Origin of the sequence: Xanthobacter flavus, assembly GCF_017875275.1 — a bacterium.
Taxonomy (GTDB): domain Bacteria; phylum Pseudomonadota; class Alphaproteobacteria; order Rhizobiales; family Xanthobacteraceae; genus Xanthobacter; species Xanthobacter flavus_A.
Genome location: NZ_JAGGML010000001.1, coordinates 5,185,646 through 5,206,346 on the forward strand (window position 1 = coordinate 5,185,646; position 20,701 = coordinate 5,206,346).

Sequence of the window (20,701 nt, forward strand, 5' to 3'; positions counted from 1 at the left end):
ACGGCAGAAGCATGGGAAGGAACGCTACGGCAAGGGTCCGCGCGTCGCCTGAATGGCGGGCGCATCCCCCCGGCGGCCCGGCTGGAGCTTAGTGCGTTTTGCCGCGACGTGGCTACCGCCCGGAGGAAGAAATCCCGGGACGGCACCCTAAGCCATTGCAAAGAAACGGCTCAGACCAGCCGGCTCTGGTCCTTGGCGGCACCGATGAAGGAGGCGAACAGCGGGTGCGGCTCGAACGGGCGGGACTTCAGCTCCGGATGGAACTGCACGCCGATGAACCACGGATGATCGGGATATTCCACGATCTCCGGCAGCAGCCCGTCCGGCGACATGCCGGAGAACTTCAGCCCGTGCTGCTCCAGCCGGTCGCGATAGGCGGTGTTCACCTCATAGCGGTGACGGTGGCGCTCGGAGATGTCGCGCTTGCCATAGACGCCTTCCACCTTGGTGTCGGGCTCCAGCACCGCATGATAGGCCCCAAGCCGCATCGTGCCACCGAGGTCGCCGGCGGCGTTGCGCCGCTCCAGCTCGTTGCCGCGCAGCCATTCGGTGAGCAGGCCCACCACCGGCTCGGAGGTGGCGCCGAACTCCGTGGAATTGGCCTTCTCGATGCCCGCGAGGTTCCGCGCCGCCTCGATGACCGCCATCTGCATGCCGAAGCAGATGCCGAAATAGGGCACCTGCCGCTCGCGGGCGAACTGGGCCGCGCGAATCTTGCCCTCCGCGCCCCGCTGGCCGAAGCCGCCGGGCACGAGGATGCCGTGGACATGCTCCAGGAAGGGCGCCGGGTCCTCGCGCTCGAAGGTCTCGCTCTCGATCCAGTCGAGATTGACCTTCACCTTGTTGGCGATGCCGCCGTGGGCGAGCGCCTCGATCAGAGACTTGTAGGCGTCCTTCAGCCCCGTGTACTTGCCGACGATGGCGATGGTGACCTCGCCCTCGGGGTTGCGCACACGGGTCTCGATGTCGGTCCAGCGCTTGAGATTCGGCGCGGGAGCCGGCTCGATGTTGAAGGCGGCCAGCACTTCCTTGTCGAGGCCTTCCGCGTGATAGGCGGAGGGGACGGCGTAGATGTTGTCCACGTCCCGCGCCTCGATCACCGCCGTTTCGCGCACGTTGCAGAACAGCGAGAGCTTGCGGCGCTCCTCGCGCGGGATCTCGCGATCGGTGCGGCAGAGCAGGATGTCGGGCTGGATGCCGATGGAGCGCAGCTCCTTCACCGAATGCTGCGTCGGCTTGGTCTTCAGCTCACCGGCCGAGGGGATGTACGGCATCAGGGTGAGGTGGATGAAGATGGCGTGTCCGCGCGGCAGCTCGTTCTTGAGCTGGCGGGTGGCCTCGAAGAAGGGCAGGCCCTCGATGTCGCCCACCGTGCCGCCCACCTCGATCAGAACGAAATCGAAGCCTTCGTTGCCTTCCAGCACGAAGTCCTTGATCGCGTTGGTGACGTGGGGAATCACCTGGATGGTGGCACCGAGGTAATCGCCACGGCGCTCCTTGCTCAGGATGTCCTGATAGATGCGGCCGGTGGTGATGTTGTCCTGCTTGGTCGCGGGATGGCCGGTGAACCGCTCGTAGTGACCAAGATCGAGGTCCGTCTCGGCCCCGTCGTCGGTCACGAACACCTCGCCGTGCTGATACGGGCTCATGGTGCCCGGATCGACGTTCAGATAGGGGTCGAGCTTGCGAAGGCGGACGGTGTATCCGCGCGCCTGGAGAAGAGCGCCGAGCGCTGCGGAGGCGAGGCCCTTGCCCAGGGAAGACACGACGCCGCCGGTGATGAAGATGTAGCGCGCCATGGGCCTCGACCTTACCTCGTGCAAACACGATTCGGCGAGGACGAAACCGGATCCGGCCTCGCCTCGCCTGTGGAGAAGAAACGGCGCGGCCGAAGCCGCGTCGTCGTCGGATCACTTGGACTGCGGAACCTGGGGACCAGACGGCGCGGCCGGGGCGGCGGGCGCCGCCGGAGCCGCTGCCCCATCCTGCGGGGCACCTGCGCCCTGCGGGGCGCCTGAGCCCTGCGGGGCCTGCTGGCGCAGCTGGTCGAGAATGGAACCCCCGCTCTGCGGCACCTGCGGCCCGCCCTGATTCTGCTGCGCCGGCGGCAGGATGGAGCGCGGGGCACGGCCCAGGCCAGCGACGATGGTCAGCGACAGCGAGGTGATGAAGAAGATCAGCGCGAGAATCGCGGTGGCGCGGGTGAGCACGTTGGCCGTGCCGCGCGCGGAGAAGAAGCCGCCGCCAGAACCGCCGCCGCCCCCGCCGATGCCAAGGCCGCCGCCTTCAGAGCGCTGGATGAGCACCACGCCGATCAGCGCGAGCACCACCATCAGGTGAATTACGATGAGAACCGTCTGCATGGAATCCATCACGTTCGCGCCAGGACGGTGCCCCGGCGCGCAGGTCGCGGGTTCCCTACACGATCGGGCGGCGGGAGGGAAGAGCGGGAGCGGCAGCGACCCTGCACCCCTCCCCTGCGCGACGCGCGGGACCGGCGGTTGGCATTGAAGAGTCTCACTCGATCGCCAGCAGCACAGCCGAGGCCGCCGCGATCACCCACACCGCGCCGCTGATGCGCCGCCAGCGGCCGGCGATGAGGTTCACGGCCACATAGGTGATGAAGCCGAGGCCGATGCCGGTGGCGATGGAGAAGGTGAACACCACCGCCAGCGCGGTCGCGGCGGCGGGGAAGGCTTCGGCGGCGTCATCCCACGGTAGGTCGCCCATGGCGCCGATCATGGCGAGGGCCACCACCAGCAGCGCCGGGGCGGTGGCGTATCCCGGCACCGCCAGCGCCAGGGGCGCGAACAGCAGGCAGGCGAGGAACATCACGGCCACCACCACGGCGGTAAGGCCGGTGCGGCCGCCCGCCTCGATGCCGGCGGCGCTCTCGATATAGGAGGTGAGCGTGGAGGTGCCGAGCGCCGAGCCGACGATGGCGCCGCCCGAATCGGCGATCAGTACCCGGCCGAGGCGCGGCACGGAGCCGTCCTCCCGCATCAGGCCGCCCTTGTAGAGGGTGGCGATCAGCGTGCCCATATTGTCGAGCAGCACGAGCAGGAAGAGCGCCGCGATCACCCCGGTCATGGACAGGCGCAGCACGCCGGCGATGTCCAGCTGGAGCAGCGTCGGCGCCAGCGAGGGCGGGGCCGAGACGATGCCGGAAAAGGAGACGAGGCCGAACGGCACGCCGGCCAGCGTCGCCGCCGCGATGCCGATGAGGATCGCCCCCGGCACGCCCCGCGCCGCGAGGCCGCTCATGAGCAGGAAACCGCCGCAGGCGATGAGGGTGGACGGCGCCGCGAGGTTGCCCAGCGCCACCAGCGTCACCGGGCTCGCCACCACCAGCCCCATGCCCTTCAAGCCGAGCAGCGCGAGGAACAGGCCGATGCCCGTGCCCATGCCGAGCTTGAGCGACATGGGAATGGAATTCAGCAGCCATTCCCGCACCCTGAACAGGCTGAGGGCGAGGAAGAGGATGCCGGAGACGAACACCGCTCCCAGCGCCTGCTGCCACGGCACGCCCATGCCCAGCACCACGGTGAAGGTGAAATAGGCGTTGATGCCCATGGCGGGGGCGACGGCGATGGGATAGTTCGCGATGATCCCCATCATCGCGGAGCCGAACGCCGCCGAAAGGCAGGTGGCGGTAAAGGCCGCCCCGGCATCGATGCCCGCCTGCGCCATGATCTGCGGGTTCACCACGACGATATAGGCCATGGTGAGGAAGGTGGTGATGCCCGCCACCACCTCGGTCGGGATGGTGGTGCCGTGCGCCTCCAATTGGAAGACGCGCTCGATCAGTCCGCGCATGCCGCACCCTCTTGCCATGCCGACGCCATTAAGCCCCTACTTTTTGCGGCTGCGCCAGCCGCGGCTGAAGGGCAAAAGCGAGGACAAGATGCACAGACTTGCAATCGCGGCGGCGGTCACCAGCTTGGTCCTTCTGCCCTCGGTTGCTGCGGCATGCCAGTGCATCCTGCCGAAGGACGCGGATGCAAGGCGCGACGTCATCTTCGCGCGAAACGCCTACGTCTTTTCAGGTCGGGTCATTTCGGTCCGGAAGCTGCCGCCCAGATCACCCGACTTGCCAGAGCCAACGATCGAAGCACGGGTCAAGGTCATCCGGCAGGTCAAGGGGGCGCTGCCGGACGAGGTTGTGGTGATGTCCTACGGCGGCGACAACGGCGAGAATTGCGGAGCTGGTGTTGGACTCGCTGCGGCCTGGGCCAACGAACGCCCCTACAACTTTGCCATAAGCCGGAGCGTGCCTCAGAGTGACCCACCAAAGTTATGGACCGATGGCTGCAACTCGAATCGCTTTCTTCTTCCCCCAGAGCCGGGGCAACCTGCCAACGAATAGAGCCGGCGTAGGTCCTGCCCCGCGCAGGCGCTAATGCAAATCCTTCGTGTAAACGAATTTCGGCATGCTCCAGCTGAAGCGCAGCGCCAGCAGGCGCAGGGTGAGGCCGGCGGCCATGGCGATGGCCATGGTGAGCGGCTGCGGCAGTCCGGCCAGCGGCCCGGCCACGTAGAGCAGCCCCGTGAGGATCGACACCGTCGCGTAAAGCTCGGCGCGGAACAGCAGCGGCACCTCGTTGCACAGCACGTCCCGCAGCACGCCGCCGACGCAGCCGGTGATCATGCCCGCCGCGATCACCACGATGACCGGCAGGCCGAGGCCGATGGCCACGTTGCAGCCGATGACGGTGAACACCACGAGGCCCACGGCGTCGAGGAAGAGGAACACCTGCCGCAGGTGGTCCATGACGCGGGCGAGGAAGACGGTGCCCAGCGCCGCGCCGCCGGTGACGATGAGGTAGGAGGGGTGCGCCACCCATGAGAGCGGATAATTGCCGAGCAGCACGTCCCGCACGGACCCGCCGCCCAGCGCGGTGACGCAGCCGAGCAGGAACACGCCCACCCAGTCCATCTCCCGCCGTCCGGCGGCGAGCGCGGCCGTCATGGCCTCGGCCACGATGGCGACCAGATAGAGGATGTGGAGCAGGGTCTGCGGCGTCATGTCGAAAGTCAGGATAGGCCCCCGCGCAAAAATGCCGCCTGCCCCTTGGGGACAGGCGGCCTTTGTCATATCCCTTGCGAAGCGGGGCGGTTCAGTGCCCCAGCACCGCCAGCAGCAGCAGCGCGACGATGTTGGTGATCTTGATCATCGGGTTCACGGCGGGGCCGGCCGTGTCCTTGTAGGGATCGCCCACGGTGTCGCCGGTGACGGAGGCCTTGTGGGCTTCCGAGCCCTTCATGTGGCGGACGCCATCCTTGTCCACGAAGCCGTCCTCGAACGACTTCTTGGCATTGTCCCAGGCGCCGCCGCCCGAGGTCATGGAGATGGCGACGAACAGGCCGGTGACGATGACGCCGAGCAGCATCGCGCCCACCGCCGAGAAGGCCGCCGACTTGCCCGCCACGCCGCCGCCCGCCACGAAGTAGATGACGAAATAGACGACGATGGGCGAGAGCACCGGCAGCAGCGAGGGGATGATCATCTCCTTGATGGCCGCCTTGGTCAGCATGTCCACGGCGCGGGAATAGTCCGGCTTCTCGGTGCCGGCCATGATGCCCGGCTTCTCCCGGAACTGCCGGCGCACCTCCTCCACGATGGCGCCGGCCGCGCGGCCCACGGCGGTCATGCCCATGGCGCCGAAGAGATAGGGCAGCAGGCCGCCGAACAGCAGGCCGACCACCACATAGGGGTTCTCCAGCGAGAAGTTGGGCGCAACCCCTGCGAAGTAGGAGCCCGGCGCCGCCTGCGAGATGAAGAACTTGAGGTCCTGATTGTAGGCGGCGAACAGCACCAGCGCGCCGAGGCCGGCGGAGCCGATGGCGTAGCCCTTCGTCACCGCCTTGGTGGTGTTGCCCACCGCGTCGAGCGCGTCGGTGGACTGGCGCACCTCCTTGGGCAGGCCCGCCATCTCGGCGATGCCGCCGGCATTGTCCGTCACCGGGCCGAAGGCATCGAGGGCCACGATCATGCCGGCGACGCCGAGCATGGTGGTGGCGGCGATGGCGATGCCGAACAGGCCGGCAAGGCCGTAGGCGCACAGGATGCCGGCGATGATGACGAGGGTCGGCAGCGCCGTCGATTCCAGCGAGACGGCGAGGCCCTGGATGATGTTCGTGCCATGCCCCGTCACCGAGGCCTGGGCGATGGACACGACCGGGCGATAGCCGGTGCCGGTGTAGTATTCGGTGATGACGACGATGGCGCCGGTCACCGCGAGGCCGACGAGGCCGCTGAGGAACAGTGCCGTGCCCGTATAGTCGGCGCCCTGGATCGGCCCGAACCCGGGCAGCAGCCACGTCACCACCGCCAGCGCGATAACGGAGAAGCCCGCCGTCGCCATGAGGCCCTTGTAGAGGGCGCCCATGATGGAGGAGTTCGCCCCCAGCCGCACGAAATAGGTGCCGGCGATGGAGGTGAGGATGCACGCCCCGCCGATGGCGAGCGGATAGACGATCATGGTGGCGAGCGTCGCCGGGTTCGCGGCGAAGAAGATGGCCGCGAGCACCATGGTGGCGACCACGGTCACCGCATAGGTCTCGAACAGATCGGCCGCCATGCCGGCGCAGTCGCCGACATTGTCGCCCACGTTGTCGGCGATGGTGGCCGGGTTGCGCGGGTCGTCCTCGGGAATGCCGGCTTCCACCTTGCCGACGAGGTCGCCGCCCACGTCCGCGCCCTTTGTGAAGATGCCGCCGCCGAGACGGGCGAAGATGGAGATGAGCGAGGCGCCGAAGCCCAGCGCCACCAGCGCGTCCACCACCGTGCGGCTGTTCGGCGCGAAGCCGAGGAAGCCGGTGAGGACGAGGAAGTAGACGCTGACGCCGAGCAGCGCGAGGCCGGCCACCAGAAGCCCGGTGACGGCGCCCGCCTTGAAGGCGAGGTCGAGGCCGCCGGCGAGCGAGAGCGTCGCCGCTTGCGCGGTGCGCACGTTCGCCCGCACCGACACGTTCATGCCGATGAAGCCGGCGAGGCCGGAGAGGATGGCGCCCAGCGCGAAGCCGATGGCCACCAGCCAGCCGAGGAAAAGTCCCACGAGGATGAAGATGACGGCACCCACGATGCCGATGGTGGCGTACTGCCGACGCAGATAGGCCTGCGCGCCTTCAGCGATGGCGGATGCGATCTCCTGCATCCTGGCGGTTCCCGGGTCCGCCTCCATCAACCCCTTGATCGTCCATACGCCGTACGCCACGGCCAAGAGGCCGCAGACGATGATGAGCACCAGAGCCAGCATCTATCCCACCCTCACTCGTTTCCTGCCAATTATGTTTATGGGGCGAGTGTGAGGGGTGCCGTGTGGCATCGCAAGGGGCGTTTGGGCAAACGGTCGCACCTTTGGACGGTTTCATGGGACCGTCGGCGGCTCGCGCACGGGCGATGCCGCAAAGCCAACATCCGTCGTGCTCCGGCTTGACCGGAGCACCCATTCCCCCGTTCGTGGCTGAGGCACGATGGATCCTTCGGTCGAGCCGAAGGATGACGGCGGGAACATCAGCGCGTCGGCGGCGTGCCGGTCGAATCGCGGAATTCGAAGATCTTGCGCAGGAAGCCCGGCGCCACGGCCGAGATGGGGTTGATGCGCAAGGTGGGGCCGGTGGAGAGCGGGCCGACGACCTCGAAGGTCACGCCCACCAGTCCCTCGTTGGGTCCGCCGCCGAGAAAGAGGCCGATGACCGGCAGCTTGGAGAAGATGTTGTTGAGCGCGTAGGCCGGCACGAAAGTGCCACGCATGTTGATGCGGTCGGCGGCGAAATCCAGCGAGCCGTCGAAGGTCGCGCCGACGGACGGCCCCCAGATGGCACCCTCCTTGAACACGATCTTGCCGGTGGAGCGGGAGAATTGCGCCTGTGCCTTCTCGAAGGCGGCGGTTCCGTTCTCGATGCGGCCCGAACTGTCGCGCGCGGCGCTGGACAGGCGCTCGAGGCCGGGCTCGCCCCTGATCGAGAAGTCGCTGAGGTGCAGCACGCCTTCCTGCGGGGTGTTGTCGCTGCGCGGCGGGTCCACCACGAGCCACGCATCGCCGCCCTGCATCTTGGCGTAGATGTCGAGGAAGCGGAACAGCGCGCCGGCGTCCGAGGTGGTGATCTGCAGCGCCCGCTCGCGCCCCTGCCAGGTGCGCATCTCGCCGGCCACCGTGCCGTCCCGGCCGGTCTTGGCGGTGAGGGTGAAGTCCCGCATCTCGACGCCGCGCCGCGTGGTGGAGAGATCGAACTGGCGCAGCACCTCGCCATTGTTTCCCGTGAGCGCGCCGACGCGCGCCTCCACGTCCACGTCCTGCGACTTGCGCTTGTCCGTGGGGGGACCGCTGACGAGGCTCTTCATGATGCCGCGGGCGTCCATCACCTCGCCGGTGATGCGGATCTTCAGCACCGACCCGACGCGCTCCGCCTTGGCCGAGGCCTTGTCGCCGTCGGAGAGCTGGAAGGTCGGGAAGTTCGCGCCCAGAAGATCGCCGCTGTCGGCAAGCTCGATATTGCCCTTCAGCAATGTGCCCGATCCGTCGATCACCATGTCGTCGAGGCGGATCGAGTTGCCCTTGTCGTTCACGATGAAGCGCGCCTTGAGCGGCTTTCCGGCGGGCTTGCTGAGGCCGGGGATGAGATCGGCGATGCGCGCCTGCGTCAGGTCCGTCTCGATGCTGGCGCGCGTGTCCTTGTTGTTGGTGGTGCCCACGAGGCGCACGCCCACCGGGCCGCTCACGCCGGGGATGTCCACGCCGAGCTTGGTGCGCGCGGCGTCGTCGAGGGTGGCGGAGACGCGGATGTCGGAATCCGCCGCGTCCTTTTTCTTCTCGTACTCGAAGGCGAGCGGCGCGCCGGCGAGCTTGCCCTCCCCGCGCAGCACGATGCCGGCCGGCGAGGCGAAGGCCTTCACCGTCGCGCCCTCCAGCCTCTGGCCCTTGAACACCTTGTCCACGCCAAAGTCGGTGAGGTTGGCCTCCAGCGAATAGTCGAGGTCCTCCGGCAGCGGCACTTTGCGGAAGATCATGTTGACCTGCAGCAGCGCCGAGAGCCGGCCGCGCGTGGTGGAGGGATCGAAGGCCGTGCCCTGCGGTCCCTTCAAGGGCTCCATGCCCAGCACCTCGATGCCGGCGTCGGCGGGGCCGTTGAAGTTCACCCGGATCTGCGCGGAGGGCTCGCGCGGGAAATAGTCGGGGATCAGCATCACCCCTTCGCTCACCGCGATCTTGCGGTTCTGCGGCGTCACCGCCGTGCCGTCGGGCATGGTGATGCGCACCGAGCGGCCGGTGACGAGGATGGCGAGGCTGGAATTGGTGATGGGCGGCAGCCCCTTCACGGGGCGAATGGTGACGCCCTTGCCGGTGATGGTGAAACGCACGCCATCCTCGGGCAGCGGCACCTGCTTCTGCCCGATGAGGTCGAGCGGCAGCTTCACCGCGACCGTGAGGCCCTCCGCCGTGCCGCCGGAGACGTTCTCGACGGCAAACTGTCGCGCGGGCGGCGCGATGTTCACCGGCCAGAAGCGCTTCACCGTCGCCACCGGCATGGGCGAGGCGACACCGTCGAACTTGAGATAGGGGACCGGGACGCCGAAATCGAACAAGGCCGTGAAGCTGAAGCTGGCCGTGGAGGCGCTGAGCAGCCCCTGGTCCACCACGATCTGCCGGCTCGGCGGATCGAAGCGGCCGGACACGTCCACCTTGGAGATGACGAGGGGCGGCTCGGGCATTTCCGGCCCTTGCAGCACCACCTGCTTGGGCCCGGCCTGGAACGGCCACGGCTCGATCGCCTTGGCCGGAACCTTGATCTCGCCCGCGAGCGAAATGACGTTCTGGCTCTTCACCGCCTCAATGGGCGCGACCACGATGACGCGGCGCGCCACGTCCAGCGTGGCGGCGATGCGGGCGCGGTCGATGACGAAGCGCTCTTCCGGGTCCTCGCCGTTGCCGAGCGCGCCGGCGCCGAAATCGAGGCTCGCCTCGGCAGCGGTCAGCGCGCCGTCGAGGGCGACGCGGGCGGAGAAGGAGGCGTTGAGCGGGGTGTCGATATAGAACCGCCGCTGGTCCTGCACGAAGGCGTAGAGCAGGTCGCGGGTCGAGACGTTGCGGATGGAGACATCGATGCTGCGCTCGCCGTTATTGGCGGCGCTGATGCGGGCGACGGCCGTGGAGACGCCCTGTGGCGATTGGGTGGTGAAGGTCAGCTCCGCCCCGCCCCCGGCCGGACGGGCAAGCCGCACGCTCATGTGCTGGAAGACGATGCGGTGCCCGGCTCCCTCGTTCTCGACGATGACCGTGCCGTCCTTGAGGCCCACATCCGCCAGCGCGCCCCCATCGAAACCGGCAGTCTCAAGGTCCGACATCCAGCGGGCCAGCGCGACCGGCTTGAGCGGATCGAAATCGCCGACGGCGGCCGTGTTGGGCGCGGCCTGTTGGTCCTGGCCGGGGACGGCCGCCGAAGACTGCGGTGACGCGCCGGAATTCGCGTCGGCGCGGTGGGAGGGGCTCGCCGGGATCGCCTTGGCGCCGCGGCCGGTGGCCACCGCGACCTGACCCGAGGGCGCGATCCGCACGGTCATCTCGGCGCCGATGAGGTCGATGCGCCGCGCCTTGGGCATGAGCGACAGGAGGGAGCCTTCCAGCTCCACCTCGGCGCTCGGCGCGCTGGCGACCAGCTGGCCGTCGGGGCCGATGACCTTGATGTCGTGAACCACCACGGCCGTTGCGCCGTGGCCCACCGTCTTCATGGTGGTCGCGCCGATGCTCACCTGATGGCCGCCACCGATGCGCTCCTCCAGTGCCCGCTCGATATAGGGCGTGGCGAGGTTGGCGGTGACCATCCCGGTGGCGATGAGAACGTACAGGGTGACGGCGGCGACGCCACCGAGGGCGATAAGGACAAGGCACAGGCCGGTGAACAGGCGCGCGGCACGGCTGCGCGGGGTGAGCGCGCCGACAATGCCCCGGAAGCGGGACCGCTTTGGCTCGCGCCGCGCCCCCGCCGGCCTTTCCTGCCGAAACTCCATACCGTCTGGACCTTCTCTCTCTTTCGCCTCAGCCGTTTCCAGCCGATCGTCCGCAACCTGGCGACGGTCCCACGGTGCCCTCCGGTCAGCGCGTCGATTCGCCTCCGGCCCGCGAGAAATGACCCTATCCTGCCGTCGCCACGTAAAGATGAGGTGGATCAACTCCTCGATGATACCATCTGGCCCAGGACTCCAACCCAGGAAGGCGGCCATCTTGTGGGCATCGCATTTGCGCTGCCCCGTATGGCGCCGAACACGTCGAAAGGAAGGCGGAATGTCCAGTTTCCCGGAGGTCGGCGCCAAGGCGCCTGCTTTCTCGCTCACCCGTGATGGGGGCGGCACCGTTTCTTTGAAGGATTTCAAGGGTCGCAAGCTGGTGGTCTATTTCTATCCCAAGGCCGATACCCCCGGCTGCACCAAGGAAGCCATCGCCTTCAACGGGCTGAAGGCGGAATTCGCCGCCGCCGACACCGACATCCTCGGCGTCTCAGCCGATGAGGTGAAGGCGCAGGACAAGTTCCGCGACAAGTACAGCCTCGGCTTCGCGCTGGGCTCCGACCCCGACAAGGCCATGCTGGAAGCCTATGGCGTATGGGTCGAGAAGAGCATGTACGGCCGCAAGTACATGGGCGTGGAGCGCGCCACCGTCCTCATCGGCCGCGACGGCAAGGTGGCGCAGACCTGGCCCAAGGTGAAGGTGGACGGCCACGCCGCCGACGTGCTGAAGGCGGCGCAAGAGCTGGGTTAGACCCTGCTCAAGGCAACAAACCCGCTGGGCTGAGCCCAGCTCAAGGCAACGAATTCGCTGGGCTGAGCCCAGATCAAGGGGGAGCGTTCGCCGCTCCCCTACCCCGCCGCCTGCACGTTCTGCGGCAGGATGAACGGGCCGGGAGGGGCCACGCCGATTCGGACGCGGATGCCGAAGGCTTCCGCCAGCACCTGCTCGGTCAACACCTCCGCCACCGGCCCGGCCGCGCGCACCTGCCCACCAGCCAGCACCACGATCTCGTCGGCGACCATGGCGGCGAGGTTCAGATCGTGCAGCACGGCCAGCACGCCGCCGCCCGCATCCGCATGGGCGCGGGCAAGGTTCAGCACGGTGAGCTGGTGGGCAAGGTCGAGGCTGGCGGTGGGCTCGTCGAGGAAGAGGTAACCCGGAACGTCCGCCCGTCCCGCCTCCAGTTGCGCGAGGATGCGGGCGAGTTGCACCCGCTGCCGCTCGCCGCCCGACAGACTGTCATAGCGCCGGTCCGCAAAGCCGGGCAGGTCGACCCGCGCGAGCAGGCGCAGGACACGGGCGCGGTCGTGCCCCTCTCCTGTCATCAGGCCGGCGGCGATCACCTCGGCCGCGGTAAATGGAAAGGCCACCTCCGCCGCCTGCGGCAGTACCGCCCGGCGGCGCGCCAGATCCAGCGGACGCATGGCATGGATGGACACCCCGTCCAGCGTCACCTGCCCCGTCGCGAGCCGGTGCTCGCCCGACATGGCCTTGAGCAAGGTGGACTTGCCGGCGCCGTTCGGGCCGACAAGCACCGTCACCCGCCCCGGCCGCACGAAGATGCTTGCCGCATCCACCAGGCGACGGCCGGAGGCGGTGACGGTGACGTTTTCCGCGCGATACATGCTCACCCCACGAACGCGCGGCGCTTCAGCAGCAGCCAGAGGAAGAAGGGCGCGCCCACCAGAGCCGTGACCACGCCCAGCGGCAGCTCGGCTGGCGCCGCGATCATGCGGGCGAGGATGTCCGCCCCGAGCAGCACCGCCACGCCGAGCAGCGCCGAGGCCGGCACCAGCGCGCGATGGGACGGCCCGATGACCAGTCGCGCCAGATGCGGCACCACCAGGCCGACGAAGCCGACCACGCCGGTCGCCGCCACCGCCGCCCCCACCCCCGCCGCGACGGCGACGACGGCGGTGCGCTTCAGCCGTTCCACCGACACCCCGGCGTGAAACGCCTCCGCCTCGCCCAGCGCCAGCGCATCGAGCCCGCGCGAAAGGCCGATGGCGATGGCCAGCAGCCCCAGCACGAAGGGCGCGGCCAGCGCCGCCTTCATCCAGGTGGCGCCGCCGAGGCTGCCGAGGGTCCAGAACAGGAAGTCCCGCGTCTGCTGCTCGGAGGCGAGGAACACCATCACCCCCGTGCCTGCGCTCGCCAGCGCGCCCAGCGCGAGACCGGCAAACAGGAGCGTCGCCACCGAGGTGCGCCCGTCATGCTCGGCGAGGCGCGCGATGAGGAGGGTGGTGAGGAGCCCGCCCGCGAACGCTGCGAGCGGCAGTCCCACCACCTGCAGCGGCTGCGGCAGAAGCGCGAGGAGCGGCGCGCCGAACACGACGAACGCCACCGCCGCCAGCGCCGCGCCCGGCGCCACGCCGACGAGGCTCGGATCGGCGAGCGGGTTGCGGAACACCCCCTGCATCAGCGCCCCCGCCACCGCCATGCCTGCGCCGGCGAGCGCGCCGACGATGGCGCGGGGCAGCCGCACGTCCAGCACCACTATTCGCTCGCGCAAGGCACCGGCCGGCGCGGCCCCGCTGATCCATTCCCACAGCACGGCGAACACCCGTCCCGGCGCGATGGTGAAGGGACCGATGGCGAGCGCGCCAACGACGGCCGCGACCGCCAGCACCGCGAACAGCGTCAGCCCGGCCGCGACCGGGCGCCCCCGCGTCCCCTCGCCCGACGCGGCCATGGCAACGCCTTCCAAGCTCATTGGTCCGGCTCCGCGCTCCAGGGCCGGGATGGCAGCTCCGGCAGCTTCGCGCCCGGATGCAGCGCGGCCGCGAGATCGCGCGCCGCGCGCGGGGTGCGGGGACCGAAGCCGAGCAGATAGGAGCCGGGCAGCGACACGAGGCGTTTATCCCGCGCGGCGGGCGTTCCGGCGAAGGCGGGCAGTGCGAAGACGGTGGCGGCATCGAGCACCTGCCCGCCGCCGCGCATCACCACCACCGCCTCGGGCTCGGCCGACATGGCGGCCTCGTCCAGCGCCGGCTTGAAGCCCTTGATCCGGGCCATGGCATTGGTGAGGCCGGCGAGCTTCAGGATGGCGTCCGCGCTGGTGTCGGAGCCACCCACGACCGCCGCGCCGCCCGAGGCGGAGAGCACGAAGACGGCCCGCGGGCGCTCCGGCAGCGCCTTCACCATGGCGTCGAGGGCGGCGAAATCCTCGGACACCTCGGCGGCGAGCGCCCGCCCCTTCTCCTGCGCGCCCACCGCGTTCGCCACCGCAGCAATCTTGCGCAGCACGGCCTCCTGGTCATGTCCATCCGGAATGATGACGACGGGCACCGATGCCTGCTTCAGCACCTCCATCGTGGAGGGCGGCCCGGCGCCTTCCATGGCCAGGATCAGCGTCGGTGCCACCGAGAGCACGCCTTCCGGCGACAGCGCGCGGGCATAGCCCACGTCCGGCAAGGCGCGGGCGGCGGCGGGGTAGCGGCTGGTCTGGTCCACCGCCACCACGCGCTCTCCCATGCCCAGGGCGAACAGGATCTCGGTCACCGCGCCGCCGATGGAGACGATGCGCGGCTCCACCGGCTGCGGCTGAGCCGCCGCCGCCCGCAGCGCGAGGCCGGTCAGCACCGCGATCAGAGTTGCCAGCAGCAGGCGCCGGGCGACGTTCATCGCGGAGGGCCCCGCCGCAGCGCAGCATGAGCGGACAGATATTTGATGCCAAACCACCATGGAATTAGAGCAACTCCATTTTCGTACTACGAGTCTTCGCAAACGATGATTCTCTTTTCTTTTATTTATTCCAATGTCGATACAGCATGTTTTACGTGCCAATCACGCAACAGTCTCTGACGTTATTTCATGGCTTTGGCAAGTTGGATGTATTCTTCTTGACGCTTCTGTGGCGCGACGGTAGCCAAATCGGGACAGGCGAGACGACTGGGCGGGAAACGACTGCCCAGCCGGATGCCTGCTCAGGCAAAGCGCCTGCGGCCCGCCACGTCCCCGGTTTTCCGGCCGACGCCAGCCAGCCTCCGAACATCAGCCGGGAGAAGGATCATGGCGGGACAACCGCAGCGCATGGGCGTGTTCAAGGGCGAAAGGCATCGGCGCGGGAAAGAGGCGCTGCTCGCGGGCGTCGCGCTCTGCGCGGTGCTGATGGCCACGCCGGTCAACGCCCAGAGCGCCCCCGAGGCCGGGCCCACCGACGACACGACGGCCATTTCGCTCGACACCATCACGGTCGCCGCCAGCCTGACCGAGGAGCGCGCGATCGATGCGCTTGCCGCCATCAGCGTGGTGCGGGCCGACGATCTTGAACAGCTCATGCCGTCGCGGACGCAGGACGTGTTCTTCGGCATGCCGGGCACCTCCGTCATCCAGAACGGCAATTCCCCCCAGGCCTCCATCAACATCCGCGGCATGGAGGACTACGGCCGCGTCGCGGTGTTCGTCGACGGCGCGCGGCAGAACTTCACCCAGCTCGGCCACGGCTCCGGCGCCGGCTCCTTCTTCCTGGAGCCCGGCCTGCTGGCGGAGGTGGACGTGGTGCGCGGGCCGGTGGCCAACATCTACGGCTCGGGCGCCATCGGCGGCGTGGTGACCTTCCGCACCAAGGACGCCAACGACATCATCAAGCCCGGCCAGACGTGGGGCGTGGAATCCGCCGGCGAATTCGGCTCCAACGGGCCGATGGGCTACGGCGCCCTGTTCGCGGCGGCGAAGGTGAATCCGAACATCGACCTGTTCCTCGGCGGTACCTACCGCTCGCAGAGCGACTATACGGACGGCGACGGAAATGTGGTGCCGGGCACCGGCTCGGACATCTGGACCGGCATCGCCAAGGTCACCTTCCGGCCGGTGGAGCACCACGAGGTGAAGATCACCGGCATCAACTACAATGCCGATTACACCACCTACAACGCCGCGCTGGTGAACAACGAAGTGCCCGCCGGCTCGACACAGTACGGCACCACCGTCCTCAACCAGACGCTGACCGCGAGCTGGAACTACACCAACCCGGACGACAACATCTTCGACTGGCGCAGCCAGATCTACTGGAACCGGGTAAAGCAGAGCCAGCTGAAGGTGGCGGGCACCCCCAGCTCCATCACCGGCTCCATCGGCGATCCGCGCTATTTCACCATCGACACGCTGGGCTTTGATCTCAACAACACGTCGCGCTTCACCTTCGCCGATATCCGCAACGCCATCACCATCGGCGGTGACTATTTCCACGATGACGTGGACAATGTGGACAATTATGGCTTCGGCGACGGCTACAACCCGTCCGGCGAGCGCGGCGTGGGCGGCGCCTTCATCCAGTGGAAGGCCAATTATTCCACCTGGTTCGAGGCCATCGGCGCGCTGCGCTACGACACTTACAACTTGAGCGGAGACGGCGTTTCCACCAGCGGCGACCACCTCTCGCCCAAGATCACGGTGGGCCTCACGCCGTGGCAGTGGGTGACGCTCTACGGCACCTTCGCGGAAGGCTATCGCGCGCCGGCCGTGACCGAGACGCTGGTGAACGGCGCGCACCCGCCGAACATCCCCCTCGTCTTCTGTCCGGATGGCAGCTTCGGCGTGTTCTGCTTCGTGCCGAATCCGTATCTCAAGCCGGAAATCGGCAAGAACAAGGAAATCGGCCTGAACTTGCGGTTCGACGACATCTTCACCAAGGGCGACAAATTCCGCGCCAAGGCCAACGTCTACCAGAACGATGTGGAGGACTACATCGAGCTGGTGGGCTACGACATGACGCCCTTCGGCACATACGCGAACTATCAATACCAGAACATCGCCAACGCCCGCCTGCGCGGCTTCGAGTTCGAGAGCAATTACGACGCCGGCGTCTGGTTCGCGGGCTTCAACGCCACCGTGTCCGATGGCGAGAACACCAACAACGGCCAGCCCCTCGCCAACGTGATGCCGAACAACATCGCGACCACGCTTGGCGCGCGCTTCCTGGACAACAAGCTCTCCGTCTCGGTGCGCTGGCAGTGGGTGGCGGCCAAGACCGCCGCCGACCTGCCGGCCGACTCGCCCTACGAGCCGACGCCGAGCTTCAATCTCGTGAACCTCTATCTCGGCTACCAGCCCGATCCGAACGTGCTGGCCCAGCTCTCCGTTGAGAACATCTTCAACGAGCAGTACGTTCAGTATCAGCAGTTCCTGCCGAGCGCCGGCATCACGGCGAAGGCCGGCCTCAAGTTCAAGATCGGCGCCGACACCATCGCGGCGGCGACGCCCTATCCGGTGAAATAGGCGGCCACCGACCCACCCCATTGCCAAGACGGAGTGACGAAATGTTCATTGCCACCAACAGGTTCAAGGTGAAGCACGGGTCCGAGGCCGAGTTCGAGCGGGTCTGGCGCGAGCGCGACACCTACATCGCCGCCGTGCCCGGATTCGTCGCCTTCGACCTGTGCCGCGGGCCGGAGAAGGAGGACTACACCCTCTACATCTCCCACACCGTGTGGGGCTCGAAGGCCGATTTCGAGGCCTGGACCAAGTCCGAGGCCTTCCGCCTCGCCCACCGCGACGCGGGTGCGTCATCCAACCGCGTGAACTATATCGGCGGTCCGGAGTTTGAAGGATTTGAGTCGGTGCTCTCGCTTACCCCCGGCGAGAAGGCGGCCTGAGGCCCCACCCGACCCGAACCACGGTGTACCTCCAACCCGGCCGGGCGAATGTCCGCGCCGGGTTTTCTTTTGCTGGTTTCGCGGCAGAAGGAGAGCGCCCCCTCTCCCCTTGCGGGAGAGGGGAGACGTGAGTCCCGCCCTTTCCTTGCCGGCTCCGCTTGGCTACCGTCGTGGCCCTTTTCCCGGCCCCATTTCCGGCCCCTGGAATTCCCAGGCCCCGAGCCAACAGGATCGCGCCATGACGGCCTATTCCGACCTCGCCGCCCACTTTGACCGGACCGCGGCGCTCGCCAACGGCATCGGCATTCTCCAGTGGGACAGCGACACCATGATGCCCAAGGGGGCCGCTTCTACGCGCGCGGAGAGCCTCGCTTTGCTGCGCGTGCTCCACCACAACATGGCGACCGACCCGCGCATCGGCGACTGGATCGCAGCCTCCGAGGGGGAAGACCTCGGCCCGTGGGAGCGCGCCAATGTGCGCGAGATCACGCGCGGTTTCACGGTGGATACCGCCGTGCCCGCCGATCTCGTGGAAGCCTCCAGCCGCGCCGCCTCCCGCTGCGAGATGGCCTGGCGCAGGGCGCGTGCGGACGCCGACTTCCCGGCCCTCCTGCCCTATCTGGAGGAGGTGCTGCGGCTGCAGCGGGAGATCGGACGGGTGAAGGGCGAGAAGCTCGGCCTCTCCCCCTACGATGCCCTGCTCAACGGCTATGAGCCCGGCGGACGCTCGGCCCGCATCGACGCGCTGTTCGACGACCTCGCCCAGTTCCTGCCCAGCTTCACCGAGGAAGTGCTGGAGATCCAGGCCCGCCGTCCGGCGACGCCCGCGCTGGAAGGCCCCTTCGCCGTGGAGGCGCAGCGCCAGCTTGGGCTGGAGCTGATGAAGACGGTGGGCTTCGACTTCGAGCGCGGCCGGCTCGACGTCTCCGCCCATCCCTTCTGCGGCGGCGCCGACAACGACGTGCGCATCACCACCCGATACGATGAGAGCGACTTCTCCCGCGCGCTCATGGGCGTGCTGCACGAAACCGGCCATGCGCTCTATGAGCAGGGCCGCCCGCAGGACTATATCCACCAGCCGGTGGGGCAGGCGCGCTCCATGAGCATCCACGAGAGCCAGTCTCTGCTCATGGAGATGCAGGCCTGCCGCAGCCGGGAATTCCTCACCTTCGCCGCGCCCCGCATGCGCGCCGCCTTCAACGGCTCCGGCCCCGCCTGGGAGGCGGACGCCTTGTGGCGGCTCTACACCAAGGTGGAACGCGGCTTCATCCGGGTGGATGCGGACGAGGTGACCTATCCCGCCCACGTCATCCTGCGCTACCGGCTGGAGAAGGCGCTGATCGGCGACGAGATGAAGCTTTCGGACCTGCCCGGCGCCTGGGCCGAGGGCATGCAGTCGCTGCTCGGCGTCACCCCGCCGAACGACCAGCTGGGCTGCCTCCAGGACATCCACTGGCCGGGTGGCGGCTGGGGCTATTTCCCCACCTACACACTGGGCGCCATGACAGCCGCACAGCTCTTCGACGCTGCCTGTCGCGCCGATCCCGGCATCCTGCCCGGCATCGCCACGGGGGATTTCGCGCCGCTCCTGTCATGGCTGCGCGTGAACGTGCACGGCCAGGCCTCGCTGCTGGAGACGGACGAACTCCTCACCCGCGCCACCGGCCGCCCCCTCGACGCCTCGGTGTTCAAGGCCCACCTGCGCCGGCGCTACGGCGGCGAGATGGAGCATTCGGTGGCCGCCTGATCGGCACCCTGAGACGCAAAACGGCCGGGCAGATGCCCGGCCGTTTTCGTTTGGAAAAGATTGTTCTTAGAGGCCCGCGACGTAGCGGCTCGGGTCGACCGGGGTCGAGCCCTTGCGGATCTCGAAGTGCAGCTGGGGCGAGTTGACGTTGCCGCTCTGGCCCGCCTTGGCGACAATCTGGCCGCGCCGGACGGTGTCGCCGCGCTTCACGTTCAGCTCGCTGTTGTTGGCATAGGCCGTGACGTAGCCGTCGGCGTGCTTGATGAGCACGAGGTTGCCGTAGCCCTTCAGCTCGTTGCCGGCATAGGCCACGGTGCCGTCCTCGGCGGCGCGCACGGCGGTGCCTTCCGGCACGGCGAAGTTGACGCCGTCATTGTGGGCGCCGCCCGGCTTGGGACCGAACGAGGCGATGACGCGGCCACGGACCGGGGCGCGGAACTGGGGACCGGAGCCGCTGGCGCGCGGCGCGTCGTCCGCGTCGTCCACCGGCGTCACCTTGGCGGCGGTCTCGACCTTGGGCTCGGGTGCGGCCGACTTCGACACCGCCGGAGTGGGCGCGGCGGCGGTCTGGGTGGGCTTGGCGGCGGGGGCAGCAGCCGGCGCCGGAGCGGCCGCGACCGTCGCGGGCTTCGCCGAGCCGGGAACCTGCAGCGTGCTGGGAACCGGCGCAGTCGCGGCGAGCTGCGGGGGCTTCGCCACAGCGGTGGTCTGGGCAGCGGCCTGCGTGGCTTTCGCCTGCGAGGCGCCGTTGCCGCCGGGCGGGATGATGAGCGTCTGGCCGGTGCGCACCGTGCCGCCGGCAGGGATGTTGTTGGCGATGGTCAGCGCGGCCACCGAGACGTTGTACATGCGCGCGACGGAACCGAGCGTCTCGCCCGCCACCACCACATGGGTGCCGGCCGCAGGGCCGCGCGCGGGTGCCGCTGCCGGTGCCGCCGCGTAGCCCGGCGCGCCGTAGAGCGGCTGGCCGCCGCCCGTGGAGGCGTAGGACGAAGGCTGATAGCCGGGCGCGGCCGCCTGCCCGGGCGGCGGAGCGGGCATCGCCTCGACACGACCGGACCCAAGAGAGCCGGTGACATCGCCGCTGCCGGCGGGGGGATATCCGCCCGGCTGGCCCTGGTAGCCCGCCATGGGCGCCCCGGCCGAAGGCTGGGGCGAGTCGGCGGCGAAGCGGGCCGTATCCGAACTGCAGCCTGCCACCGTTCCGGACACGAGCCCGATCAGTGCCAGCCGCGCGACGACGTTACGTCCGTGTGTCCCGGAGGAATTACGCATGTGGCCGAACTCGCACGCAAACATTACGGCCCGCAGTTAAGAGGCCCATGCGTAAACGGCGGCTTAAATGACGT

At 68.4% G+C, this 20,701-nt stretch carries 15 protein-coding genes; 5 read left to right on the forward strand and 10 right to left on the reverse strand.

Annotated elements, in window-relative coordinates; genetic code table 11:
* Positions 1-170: 170 nt before the first annotated feature.
* The 3 genes from J2126_RS24320 to J2126_RS24330 all read right to left on the reverse strand — a co-directional run bounded on the left by J2126_RS24320 (position 171) and on the right by J2126_RS24330 (position 3,816).
* Positions 171-1,799: a CTP synthase gene (locus tag J2126_RS24320; protein ID WP_209489453.1), complete on the reverse strand. Its 1,629-nt coding sequence runs from the start codon at positions 1,797-1,799 to the stop codon at positions 171-173.
* Positions 1,800-1,910: 111 nt separating this feature from the next.
* A complete protein-coding gene (secG, locus tag J2126_RS24325) occupies positions 1,911-2,363 on the reverse strand; it encodes a preprotein translocase subunit SecG (RefSeq protein WP_209489455.1) in 453 nt (150 codons plus the stop codon).
* A gap of 154 nt (positions 2,364-2,517) precedes the next feature.
* On the reverse strand, positions 2,518-3,816 hold the full coding sequence (locus J2126_RS24330) for an NCS2 family permease (protein WP_245327560.1): 1,299 nt from the start codon (positions 3,814-3,816) through the stop codon (positions 2,518-2,520).
* On the opposite strand from J2126_RS24330, the gene J2126_RS24335 reads away from it, so the two are divergent.
* Positions 3,815-4,366, forward strand: coding sequence for a hypothetical protein (locus J2126_RS24335; RefSeq protein ID WP_209489460.1), 552 nt, complete (start codon positions 3,815-3,817; stop codon positions 4,364-4,366). The two genes, J2126_RS24330 and J2126_RS24335, sit on opposite strands and share 2 nt — an antisense overlap.
* A 30-nt stretch (positions 4,367-4,396) precedes the next feature.
* On the opposite strand, the gene J2126_RS24340 is transcribed toward J2126_RS24335, so the two are convergent.
* The 3 genes from J2126_RS24340 to J2126_RS24350 all read right to left on the reverse strand — a co-directional run bounded on the left by J2126_RS24340 (position 4,397) and on the right by J2126_RS24350 (position 11,011).
* On the reverse strand, positions 4,397-5,026 hold the full coding sequence (locus J2126_RS24340) for a trimeric intracellular cation channel family protein (protein ID WP_209489462.1): 630 nt from the start codon (positions 5,024-5,026) through the stop codon (positions 4,397-4,399).
* A 91-nt stretch (positions 5,027-5,117) separates the two neighbouring features.
* Complete coding sequence (locus J2126_RS24345; protein WP_209489464.1) at positions 5,118-7,259, reverse strand: sodium-translocating pyrophosphatase; 2,142 nt, start codon at positions 7,257-7,259, stop codon at positions 5,118-5,120.
* A 257-nt stretch (positions 7,260-7,516) separates the two neighbouring features.
* Complete coding sequence (locus tag J2126_RS24350) at positions 7,517-11,011, reverse strand: DUF3971 domain-containing protein (RefSeq protein ID WP_209489466.1); 3,495 nt, start codon at positions 11,009-11,011, stop codon at positions 7,517-7,519.
* Between the two features lie 274 nt (positions 11,012-11,285).
* Here J2126_RS24350 and J2126_RS24355 point away from each other — a divergent pair, with 274 nt between their 5' ends.
* Positions 11,286-11,759: a peroxiredoxin gene (locus J2126_RS24355; protein ID WP_209489468.1), complete on the forward strand. Its 474-nt coding sequence runs from the start codon at positions 11,286-11,288 to the stop codon at positions 11,757-11,759.
* A gap of 98 nt (positions 11,760-11,857) precedes the next feature.
* On the opposite strand, the gene J2126_RS24360 is transcribed toward J2126_RS24355, so the two are convergent.
* From J2126_RS24360 to J2126_RS24370, 3 genes are read right to left on the reverse strand one after another with little or no spacing between them, the layout of a single operon-like run.
* Positions 11,858-12,634, reverse strand: coding sequence for a heme ABC transporter ATP-binding protein (locus J2126_RS24360; RefSeq protein WP_209489470.1), 777 nt, complete (start codon positions 12,632-12,634; stop codon positions 11,858-11,860).
* 2 nt (positions 12,635-12,636) lie between these two features.
* Positions 12,637-13,722: a FecCD family ABC transporter permease gene (locus tag J2126_RS24365; RefSeq protein ID WP_209489472.1), complete on the reverse strand. Its 1,086-nt coding sequence runs from the start codon at positions 13,720-13,722 to the stop codon at positions 12,637-12,639.
* Positions 13,719-14,633: a heme/hemin ABC transporter substrate-binding protein gene (locus J2126_RS24370; RefSeq protein ID WP_209489474.1), complete on the reverse strand. Its 915-nt coding sequence runs from the start codon at positions 14,631-14,633 to the stop codon at positions 13,719-13,721. The genes J2126_RS24365 and J2126_RS24370 overlap by 4 nt, the downstream gene beginning before the upstream one ends.
* A gap of 387 nt (positions 14,634-15,020) precedes the next feature.
* Between J2126_RS24370 and J2126_RS24375 the strand changes: the two genes are divergently transcribed.
* The 3 genes from J2126_RS24375 to J2126_RS24385 all read left to right on the forward strand — a co-directional run bounded on the left by J2126_RS24375 (position 15,021) and on the right by J2126_RS24385 (position 19,352).
* Entirely contained in the window at positions 15,021-17,228 is a 2,208-nt protein-coding gene (locus J2126_RS24375; RefSeq protein ID WP_245327561.1) for a TonB-dependent hemoglobin/transferrin/lactoferrin family receptor, read from the forward strand.
* A gap of 41 nt (positions 17,229-17,269) precedes the next feature.
* Positions 17,270-17,605 (forward strand): antibiotic biosynthesis monooxygenase family protein, encoded by a 336-nt coding sequence (locus J2126_RS24380; RefSeq protein ID WP_209489477.1) that lies wholly within the window; start codon positions 17,270-17,272, stop codon positions 17,603-17,605.
* A 238-nt stretch (positions 17,606-17,843) separates the two neighbouring features.
* A complete protein-coding gene (locus tag J2126_RS24385) occupies positions 17,844-19,352 on the forward strand; it encodes a carboxypeptidase M32 (protein ID WP_209489479.1) in 1,509 nt (502 codons plus the stop codon).
* Positions 19,353-19,418: 66 nt separating this feature from the next.
* Here the strand turns inward: J2126_RS24385 and J2126_RS24390 are convergent, their stop codons facing one another.
* Positions 19,419-20,627, reverse strand: a complete 1,209-nt coding sequence (locus J2126_RS24390) for a M23 family metallopeptidase (RefSeq protein ID WP_209489481.1) — start codon at positions 20,625-20,627, stop codon at positions 19,419-19,421.
* Positions 20,628-20,701 lie beyond the last annotated feature (74 nt).

Excerpts from the sequence above, each read along its gene's own strand:
- J2126_RS24390 (WP_209489481.1), bottom strand. The coding sequence starts at position 20,627 with ATGCGTAATTCCTCCGGGACACACGGACGTAACGTCGTCGCGCGGCTG.
- J2126_RS24370 (WP_209489474.1), bottom strand. The coding sequence starts at position 14,633 with ATGAACGTCGCCCGGCGCCTGCTGCTGGCAACTCTGATCGCGGTGCTG.
- J2126_RS24365 (WP_209489472.1), bottom strand. The coding sequence starts at position 13,722 with ATGAGCTTGGAAGGCGTTGCCATGGCCGCGTCGGGCGAGGGGACGCGG.
- J2126_RS24385 (WP_209489479.1), top strand. The coding sequence starts at position 17,844 with ATGACGGCCTATTCCGACCTCGCCGCCCACTTTGACCGGACCGCGGCG.
- J2126_RS24380 (WP_209489477.1), top strand. The coding sequence starts at position 17,270 with ATGTTCATTGCCACCAACAGGTTCAAGGTGAAGCACGGGTCCGAGGCC.
- J2126_RS24375 (WP_245327561.1), top strand. The coding sequence starts at position 15,021 with ATGGCGGGACAACCGCAGCGCATGGGCGTGTTCAAGGGCGAAAGGCAT.
- J2126_RS24330 (WP_245327560.1), bottom strand. The coding sequence starts at position 3,816 with ATGCGCGGACTGATCGAGCGCGTCTTCCAATTGGAGGCGCACGGCACC.
- J2126_RS24345 (WP_209489464.1), bottom strand. The coding sequence starts at position 7,259 with ATGCTGGCTCTGGTGCTCATCATCGTCTGCGGCCTCTTGGCCGTGGCG.
- J2126_RS24355 (WP_209489468.1), top strand. The coding sequence starts at position 11,286 with ATGTCCAGTTTCCCGGAGGTCGGCGCCAAGGCGCCTGCTTTCTCGCTC.
- J2126_RS24320 (WP_209489453.1), bottom strand. The coding sequence starts at position 1,799 with ATGGCGCGCTACATCTTCATCACCGGCGGCGTCGTGTCTTCCCTGGGC.
- secG (WP_209489455.1), bottom strand. The coding sequence starts at position 2,363 with ATGCAGACGGTTCTCATCGTAATTCACCTGATGGTGGTGCTCGCGCTG.
- J2126_RS24340 (WP_209489462.1), bottom strand. The coding sequence starts at position 5,026 with ATGACGCCGCAGACCCTGCTCCACATCCTCTATCTGGTCGCCATCGTG.
- J2126_RS24360 (WP_209489470.1), bottom strand. The coding sequence starts at position 12,634 with ATGTATCGCGCGGAAAACGTCACCGTCACCGCCTCCGGCCGTCGCCTG.
- J2126_RS24335 (WP_209489460.1), top strand. The coding sequence starts at position 3,815 with ATGCCGCACCCTCTTGCCATGCCGACGCCATTAAGCCCCTACTTTTTG.
- J2126_RS24350 (WP_209489466.1), bottom strand. The coding sequence starts at position 11,011 with ATGGAGTTTCGGCAGGAAAGGCCGGCGGGGGCGCGGCGCGAGCCAAAG.